Origin of the sequence: Mycobacterium sp., assembly GCF_035274705.1 — a bacterium.
In the GTDB taxonomy this organism is placed as follows: Bacteria; Actinomycetota; Actinomycetes; order Mycobacteriales; family Mycobacteriaceae; genus Mycobacterium.
Genome location: NZ_DATENY010000131.1, coordinates 1 through 8,629 on the forward strand (window position 1 = coordinate 1; position 8,629 = coordinate 8,629).

General features: G+C 67.6%; 7 protein-coding genes. 6 read left to right on the top strand and 1 reads right to left on the bottom strand.

Annotated features, from left to right (window positions below):
- Positions 1 to 104: 104 nt before the first annotated feature.
- The 6 genes from murJ (at position 105) to VJV41_RS27180 (ending at position 7,905) form a co-directional block, all read left to right on the top strand.
- Positions 105 to 3,746 carry a murein biosynthesis integral membrane protein MurJ gene (gene murJ, locus VJV41_RS27155; RefSeq protein ID WP_325339075.1) on the top strand — a complete coding sequence of 1,214 codons (3,642 nt, stop codon included), beginning with the start codon at positions 105 to 107 and terminating at the stop codon, positions 3,744 to 3,746.
- A 64-nt stretch (positions 3,747 to 3,810) separates the two neighbouring features.
- Positions 3,811 to 4,386, top strand: coding sequence for an RNA polymerase sigma factor SigM (sigM, locus tag VJV41_RS27160; RefSeq protein WP_325339067.1), 576 nt, complete (start codon positions 3,811 to 3,813; stop codon positions 4,384 to 4,386).
- Between the two features lie 90 nt (positions 4,387 to 4,476).
- The gene (locus VJV41_RS27165; RefSeq protein WP_325339076.1) at positions 4,477 to 5,169 is read left to right on the top strand and encodes a hypothetical protein; all 693 of its coding nucleotides are present in this window, start codon (positions 4,477 to 4,479) and stop codon (positions 5,167 to 5,169) included.
- 82 nt (positions 5,170 to 5,251) lie between these two features.
- Positions 5,252 to 6,232 (top strand): thioredoxin-disulfide reductase, encoded by a 981-nt coding sequence (trxB, locus tag VJV41_RS27170; protein ID WP_325339069.1) that lies wholly within the window; start codon positions 5,252 to 5,254, stop codon positions 6,230 to 6,232.
- Complete coding sequence (gene trxA, locus VJV41_RS27175) at positions 6,229 to 6,564, top strand: thioredoxin (protein WP_325339071.1); 336 nt, start codon at positions 6,229 to 6,231, stop codon at positions 6,562 to 6,564. Before trxB ends, trxA begins: the two co-directional genes overlap by 4 nt.
- Before the next feature lie 147 nt (positions 6,565 to 6,711).
- Entirely contained in the window at positions 6,712 to 7,905 is a 1,194-nt protein-coding gene (locus tag VJV41_RS27180) for an N-acetylmuramoyl-L-alanine amidase (RefSeq protein WP_325339072.1), read from the top strand.
- A gap of 7 nt (positions 7,906 to 7,912) precedes the next feature.
- Here VJV41_RS27180 and VJV41_RS27185 read toward each other — a convergent pair.
- Positions 7,913 to 8,629, bottom strand: a 717-nt coding sequence (locus VJV41_RS27185) for an acetyltransferase (protein ID WP_325339074.1), incomplete at its 5' end; no start/stop codon positions are given.

An 8,629-nucleotide genomic window follows, 5' to 3' on the forward strand; every position in this document is an offset into this window, starting at 1 on the left:
TCGGTCCGCGGCCGCCCGAGCCACGGATGCCCCCGGGCCGCGTGCCGCCACGCCATGACCCGCCGCGGGCCGGCACACACGCCCCCTATCCCCCGCCGCGCCGGATGTCGCCGCCGCCGCGACTGCCCCGAGGACCCGCCCCGCGACGGCGTGCCGGACGCCCCGAACTGTCCGACGCCGCGGTGGTTTCGCGGTCGTGGGGCATGGCGTTGGCGACCCTGGTCAGCCGGATCACCGGCTTCACCCGCATCGTGCTGCTCGCCACGATCCTCGGCGCCGCGCTCTCGAGTGCCTTCTCGGTGGCCAACCAGCTGCCCAACCTGATCGCCGCGCTTGTTCTTGAGGCCACGTTCACCGCGATCTTCGTTCCGGTACTGGCCCGCGCCGAACGAGACGACCCGGACGGCGGCACCGCGTTCGTACGACGGCTGATCACACTGGCCACCGCCCTGCTGGTCGTGGTGACGGTGCTGTCGGTGGCAGCCGCCCCGCTGCTGGTCGGCCTCATGTTGGGTAGCGACCCGCAAGTCAACCGTTCGCTCACGACTGCGTTCGCCTACTTGCTTCTGCCGCAGATCGTTTTCTACGGATTGTCGTCGGTGTTCATGGCGATCCTCAACACCCGCAACGTGTTCGGACCTCCGGCCTGGGCGCCGGTCGTCAACAACATCGTCGCGATCGTGACGCTCGGCCTGTATCTGCTTGTGCCCGGAGAGCTTTCGATCGACCCCGTCGAGATGGGCAACGCCAAGCTCCTCGTCCTCGGCATCGGCACCACGCTTGGCGTCGTCGCGCAGACCGCGGTGTTGCTGGTCGCTATCCGGCAGGAACGGATCAGCCTGCGCCCGCTGTGGGGCATCGACGATCGCCTGAAGAAGTTCGGCGCTATGGCCGCGGCGATGGTGCTCTATGTGTTGATCAGCCAGATAGGCCTGATCGTCGGCAACCAGATCGCCAGTGCAGCAGCGGCTTCCGGCCCCGCGATCTACAACTACACCTGGCTCGTGTTGATGCTGCCGTTCGGGATGATCGGCGTGACGGTGCTGACGGTGGTCATGCCGCGGCTGAGCCGCAACGCCGCGGCCGACGACACCCCGGCGGTGCTCGCCGACCTGTCGCTGGCCACCCGGCTGACGATGGTGACACTGATCCCGATCGTCGCGATGATGACTGTCGGCGGGCCGGCAATCGGCAGCGCACTGTTCGCGTACGGCAATTTCGGTGAGGTCGACGCCGGCTACCTGGGCATGGCGATCACACTCTCGGCCTTCACGCTGATCCCGTATGCGCTTGTGCTGCTTCAACTTCGAGTGTTCTATGCGCGGGAGCAGCCGTGGACGCCGATCATCCTGATCGTTGTGATCACGACAGTCAAGATCGCCGCATCGCTGACCGCGCCGTACCTCACCGACGATCGCGAACTCGTCGCCGGTTATCTGGGCCTCGCCAACGGCCTTGGCTTCTTGGCGGGCGCCACCGTCGGTTACTTCCTGTTGCGGGCCAGCCTCAACCCACCCGACGGGCGATTGATCAGCCTGCAGGTGGTGCGCACCATCCTCGTGACGATCTCCGCCTCGCTTATCGCCGGGCTGACCGCCCATGTCGTCGACCAGTTGCTGGGACTGGAGTCGCTGACCCGCAACTGGGGCGGTGCCGGATCGGTGCTGCGGCTGCTGGTGCTCGGCTTGATCATGGTGCCGATCATCGGCGGCGTCATGCTGGCGGCCCGCGTACCCGACGCGCAAGCCGCGCAGGCCGCAATCCAACGCCGACTCGGCCGGCGCACTGGGCCCACGCCCGAAGGGCAAGGGACAGTAGCCGCGACCACTCCTGAGGGGCCCGACCGGCCACACCCGGGCAGGCCCCTCACGTACCCTGATCAGAGGAATTCGCTCGCGTCACGCCATCGTCAATTCCCGGCGACGGCCCGGGGCGGGCCTCCGGCAGGGGTTGCCGGGGACTGGAGGGGGAAAGGACCAGCGGTGACCGACGAACCAGCGGCCGGCGCCGCATCCGGGCCTGACAGCACCGCGACGACCAAGATTCCACGGCCGGCCGCCGACGAGTTCCGGCCCGACGTCGCCGCCGACGACTTCCAGCCGGACGTACCCGAGCCGGACGAAACCGCCGCGTTCCCCGAGCCCGCCAACGGGACCGCCCCGATGCCGGTGTCCGGTCGTCCCCCCGCCGACTACGGCGGCGATCCCACCCGCGAATCGCTGCCCTTCGACATGCCGCGAGAACCGGCGATCGAAGCCGCGACATCCGACGAGGACGTCCACCTGATCCCGGGCGCCACCATCGCCGGCGGCCGCTACCGGTTGCTCATGTTCCACGGGGGGCCACCCAACCTGCAGTTCTGGCAGGCACTGGACACCGCGCTGGACCGGCAGGTCGCGCTGACGTTCGTCGACCCCGACGCGACGCTGCCTGACGCGCAAGTGCAGGACATCCTGGCCCGCACACTCAAGCTCAGCCGCCTCGACATGCCCGGCGTCGCCCGGGTGCTCGACGTGGCCGGCACCGGATCCGGCGGTCTGGTCGTGTCGGAGTGGATTCGCGGCGGATCGCTGCAGGAAGTCGCCGATACGTCGCCCTCGGCGGTCGGCGGTGCCCGGGCCATCCAATCGCTGGCCGCGGCTGCCGAGGTCGCCCACCGCTCGGGCGTGGCACTGTCGATCGATCACCCCAGCCGTGTGCGGGTCAGCATCGAAGGCGACGTGGCGCTGGCCTTCCCGGCGACCCTGCCCGACGCCACACCCGAGGACGACATCCGAGGGATAGGCGCCACGCTCTACGCGTTGTTGATCAACCGCTGGCCGTTGGCCGAATCAGGCGTGCGCAGCGGGTTGGCGTCTGCCGAGCTCGATGCGGCCGGTCAGCCGATCGAGCCGAGGGCCGTCGACCGTGACATCCCATTCCAGATCTCGGCGGCCGCGGCCCGCGCGGTCCAAGACGGCGGCGGCATCCGCAGCGCACCCACGCTGCTGAACCTGCTGCAGCAGGCCACCGCGGTGGCCGACCGCACCGATCTCATTTCACCGATCGACGAACCCGCGACCCCGCCGCCGGCGCGGTTCCGCGGTGCGCCATCCGACGATCCCGAAGGGTCGGCGCGCCGTCGGAAGGGTCTGCTGATCGGCCTCGGCGTCGGCGGGGTCATCATCGTCATCGCCCTGCTCGTACTGGCTTCGGTGCTGAGCCGGATCTTCGGCGATGTCGGCGGCCTCGGCGGTGATCAACTGGGCCTCAACGCGCCGTCCTCGTCGGCTCAAGGCGGTGGCGGCTCGAGCGGCAACGTCGTGAAACCCGTTCGTGCGACGGTCTTTTCGCCTGAGGGTGAACCAGATGCACCCGATCAGGCCAGCCTGGCGATCGACGGCAACCCGACCACGGTCTGGCCCATCGACACGTATACGGACCCGGTGCCGTTTCCGAATTTCAAGAACGGCGTCGGCTTGATGCTGCAACTGCCTCAGCCGACGAAGATCGGCGAGGTCACGATCAACCTCAACAGCACCGGCACCGCGGTGGAAATCCGTTCGTCGCAGACGCCGACGCCCGCTTCGCTGTCCGACACCACCGTGCTGACGTCGGCCACGACGCTCAAGTCCGGCTCGAACACGATCAAGGTGGACAACGCTGCGCCGACCTCCAACCTCCTGGTGTGGGTGTCCACGTTGGGCCAAGTCGATGGCAAGAGCCGCTCCGACATCGCCGAAATAACCCTGAAGGCCGCGTCCTAGCCGTCATCCCCAGCCCGGCAAACTTGTGTCGAGACCTACCTGGGAATCCGCTTAGTGTTCGCTTGTGGGCACAATCGGGGGGCCGGATCGAAGCGACGCCGAGCTTCTGGCCGCGCACATCGCCGGTGACCGATACGCCTTCGAGGAGCTCTTCTACCGGCATCACCGCCAGCTGTACCGGCTGGCCCAGATCACCAGCCGCAACCCCGACGATGCGGCCGATGCCCTGCAGGACGCCATGCTGTCGGCACACCGCAGCGCACCCGCCTTCCGCCACGACTCGGCCGTCAGCAGCTGGCTCTACCGCATCGTGGTCAACGCCTGCCTGGACCGATTGCGGCGCAACAAGTCCCGCCCGACCACCGCGCTGGCCGACGACGTCTGCCATGTCAGCGACCCGACGCCGCGGGTGGACACCGCGATCGTCGTGGAACGGGCACTGATGCGGCTGCCCGTCGAACAGCGCGCCGCCGTGGTCGCCGTCGACATGCAGGGATATTCCGTGGCCGAAACCGCACGCATGCTCGGTGTCGCCGAGGGCACGGTGAAGAGCCGCTGCGCACGCGCACGCGCCAAACTCGCCGAGGCGCTGGAGTACTTCGACGCCGGCGCGGCGGCCGCCGAGCGTTGCCGGGAGTGAACAGGGAACCGTGGCCGCGGCACGGACGTCCAACCTTCTGTGGTGAAGACTGGCTACCGTCAAGTCGACAGAAGACCGGCGGGGGCGGCGATGGACAGCGGCGCGGACGGCGGACCCATCACGCCCGACCTGCTGGCCGATCTGCAGGCGGGGCTGCTCGACGACGTAACCGCGGCACGGCTACGGCAGCGGATCCGTACCGAACCGCAGGCCGCGCACATGTTGGCCGGGCTCGACCGGGTGCGGCGCGACCTCGCCGATCTCGGCTCAGATGAGTCCTCGGCCCCCGGCGTGCCCGCCGCGGTCACCGCCAGAATCGGCACGGCGCTGCATGCCGCCCGCCCGACCCCGAGGCTCCGTCGACTTGGCCTCATCACCGGCCTCGGCGCCGTCCTGTTCGCTATCATCGTCGGAGCTGTCATGCTCACACGCGACCCCGGTCCCACCTGGTCAGCGGGCCCGACGGCGCAAAAGATCACAGTGTCGCGGGCACCGCAGCAAATGCCACTGTCTGACGCACAAATCCTCGAGCTGCTGTCGAGCAGCCCCGACTACGGTCCCCTTGCCGACCCGCAGCGACGGGCCTCCTGCCTTTCCGGTCTTGGCTATTCGGCCGATACGACGGTGCTGGGCGCTCGCCCCGTCAACGTCGACGGCACGGCCGGCGTGCTGATCCTGCTGCCCGCCGACACACCCAAGGGGGTCCTGGCGCTTGTCGTCGAGCCCAATTGCAGTTCAGCTCACACCGGCCTGTTGGCCCATACCGCGGTCACTCGTCCGTAATCTGTCCTGCAAGCCGCGGGGAACACCGGGGCATACGCTGATGTTTGTACCCATGCCGACGTGATACGGCAGAAAGGCTCGTATGACCTCCTCACCCACCGTTCATGACGTGATCGTCATCGGCTCCGGCCCGGCCGGCTACACGGCAGCCATCTACGCGGCCCGCGCCCAGCTCAAACCGCTCGTGTTCGAGGGCACCCAGTTCGGCGGCGCGCTGATGACCACCACCGAGGTGGAGAACTACCCCGGCTTCCGCGAAGGCATCACCGGCCCCGAATTGATGGACGAGATGCGTGAGCAGGCGCTGAGGTTCGGCGCTGATCTGCGGATGGAAGACGTCGACGCGGTCGCCCTCGACGGGCCGGTCAAATCGGTCACCGTCGATGGCGAGACCTATCAGGCCCGGGCTGTGATCCTGGCGATGGGCGCTGCCGCCCGGCACCTCGGCGTGCCCGGCGAGGAAGCTCTGATCGGCATGGGCGTGAGCACATGTGCCACCTGCGACGGCTTCTTCTTCCGCGATCAGGACATCGCGGTCGTCGGCGGCGGCGACTCGGCCATGGAAGAAGCCACCTTCCTGACACGGTTCGCCCGCAGCGTCACGCTCATCCACCGCCGCGACGAGTTCCGCGCGTCCAAGATCATGCTGGAGCGCGCCCGCGCCAACGAGAAGATCAAGTTCCTTACCAACACTGCGGTGGCGGCGATCGAGGGTGATCCGAAGGTCACCGGTATTCGGTTGCGTAACACGGTCACCGGCGAAGAATCCAAGTTGGCCGTCACCGGTGTATTCGTTGCGGTCGGTCATGACCCGCGCTCGGAATTGGTGCGCGGCCAGGTCGACGTCGACCCCGAGGGCTACGTGCTGGTCAAGGGCCGCACCACGAGCACGTCGATCGACGGAGTTTTCGCCGCGGGTGACCTCGTCGATCACACGTACCGTCAGGCCATCACCGCGGCGGGCAGCGGCTGCGCCGCGTCGATCGACGCCGAACGCTGGCTGGCCGAAACCGCTTCTGCGACAACCGATGACACCACCGATCTGATTGGAGCACCGCTGTGACCGAGAAGACTTCTGCAACTGTCGCCGTAACTGACGACTCGTTCTCCGACGACGTGCTGTCGAGCAACACGCCGGTGCTGGTGGACTTCTGGGCCACCTGGTGCGGGCCATGCAAGATGGTCGCGCCGGTGCTCGAGGAGATCGCCAACGAGAAGGCCGGCCAGCTGACCGTCGCCAAAATCGACGTCGACGCCAACCCCGCCACCGCACGCGACTTTCAGGTTGTATCGATCCCGACGCTGATCCTGTTCAAGGACGGCGCGCCGGTGAAGCGCATCGTCGGCGCAAAGGGCAAGGCCGCCCTGCTGCGCGAGCTCGCTGACGTGGTCTAACGCCACAATCGGCGGGCCGAACACTCGCCTGGGGTTTTCCCGATTCGCCGCACCGTCTGCGACAATGCTGCCTAGCCTGCCTTTGCTTCGTCAGCGCCGGGTCCGCTGACCGCCAACGGTCCGCAAGGCGGCCGGAAAGGGTCGAGTATGTCGAGTCTGCGTCGCGGTGACCGTGGGGGTGCGGTCACCGAGATCCGGGCGGCCCTGGCTGCGTTGGGGCTCACCGAGAACCCCGACGAAGACCTGACTACGGGTAGGCATGTCGCGGTCGACGTATTCGACAGCGAGCTCGACCATGCAGTCCGTGCCTTCCAACAGCACCGCGGGCTGCTCGTCGACGGCATTGTCGGAGAAGCAACTTACCGCGCACTGAAAGAGGCTTCGTACCGACTCGGGGCTCGCACGCTCAGTCATCAGTTCGGTGCGCCGATGTATGGCGACGACGTTGCGACGCTGCAGGCGCGGCTACAGGATCTCGGGTTCTACACGGGTCTGGTCGACGGTCACTTCGGGCTGCAGACGCACAACGCACTGATGTCCTACCAGCGCGAATACGGGCTGTATCCCGATGGGATTTGTGGCCCAGAAACGTTGCGGTCCTTGTACTTTCTCGGATCCCGCGTTACCGGCGGCTCTCCCCATGCGATCCGTGAAGAGGAATTGGTACGCCGCTCCGGCCCACGGTTATCGGGTAAGCGGATCATCATCGACCCTGGCCGCGGCGGTGGCGATCACGGCCTGATCATGAACGGCCCAGACGGCCCCATCGCCGAAGCAGACATCCTGTGGGACTTGGCCAGTCGACTCGAGGGCAGGATGACCGCCATCGGCATGGAGACGTTCCTGTCCCGGCCCGCGAACCGCTCCCCCTCCGACGCCGAACGCGCCGCGACGGCCAACACGGTCGGGGCGGACTTGATGATCAGTTTGCGCTGCGCCACGCAGGCCAGCCCTGCTGCCAATGGTGTTGCATCGTTTCACTTCGGCAATTCGCATGGTTCGGTGTCCACCATCGGCCGCATGCTCTCCGACTTCATTCAGCGAGAGGTCGTGGCGCGCACGGGCTTACGTGATTGCCGCACGCATGGCCGCACCTGGGACCTACTGCGGCTCACCCGGATGCCTACCGTTCAGGTCGACGTCGGCTACATCACCAATCCGCGTGACCGCGGCATGCTTGTGGACGCCTCGGCCCGTGACGCAATCGCCGAAGGCATCCTGGCTGCGGTTAAGCGGCTGTATCTGCTGGGCAAGAATGACCGTCCCACAGGCACGTTCACGTTCGCAGAGCTGCTCGCCCACGAGCTTTCCGTCGAGCAGGCGGGCCGGGCCGTTCAGTAGCCGTTCACTAACAGGGGGTCGCGCCCGCACCGACGGGCTGTTGCAGCTGCGCGGTCTCCAGTAGCCGCTCCAGCGCCGCCTCCACGTCGGCCTTCCAGCCCAGGCCCTGTTCGAGTTCCAGGCGCAGCCGTGGGAAATAGCGGTGGTGCGCAACGACGACAAACCCGGCGTCTTGTAGGAGGTCGGCGTCGAGCACGCATTGGTCCACCGAGCAGTCGCCGAGGACGTCGATGACTGGGCGCAGCTCCGGTAACGCCGTGAGCGGATCCTGCAGTTCGGTCACCTCCGCGGTGTGCCCGAATGCCTCCAACGCGCGCACCCCGCGTCGGACAAGATCACCGACCACCGCCGCGATCAGGCTGCGCGGCAAGTCCTCGGCGTCGCGGCCGGATTCGACGCCCAGCGACGTGAGCAACACCGCATCGGCGCTGACCGGTCCTGTCGGGAACCGCCGAGCCCGCGGGACGGCGCCCGGAGGCGCATAGAACGCGTAGCCGAGGCAAGGCTCGTCCGCCTGCGGAATCGCGTCCTCGTCGGCACCGTCCCCGCGCCCGTTGTCGCGGCAGTCCACCGCGACCTGACCACACGACCCCCACTCGAGCATGACCATCGACAGCCAGGCTTCCTTCTCGAACTCGGGGTCGCTCAGATGGTCGGCCGCCAGAGTCGACGGGTCCACTTCCCAGTACACGCATCGACGGGCGTGCTTGGGCAGCTGCTCGAA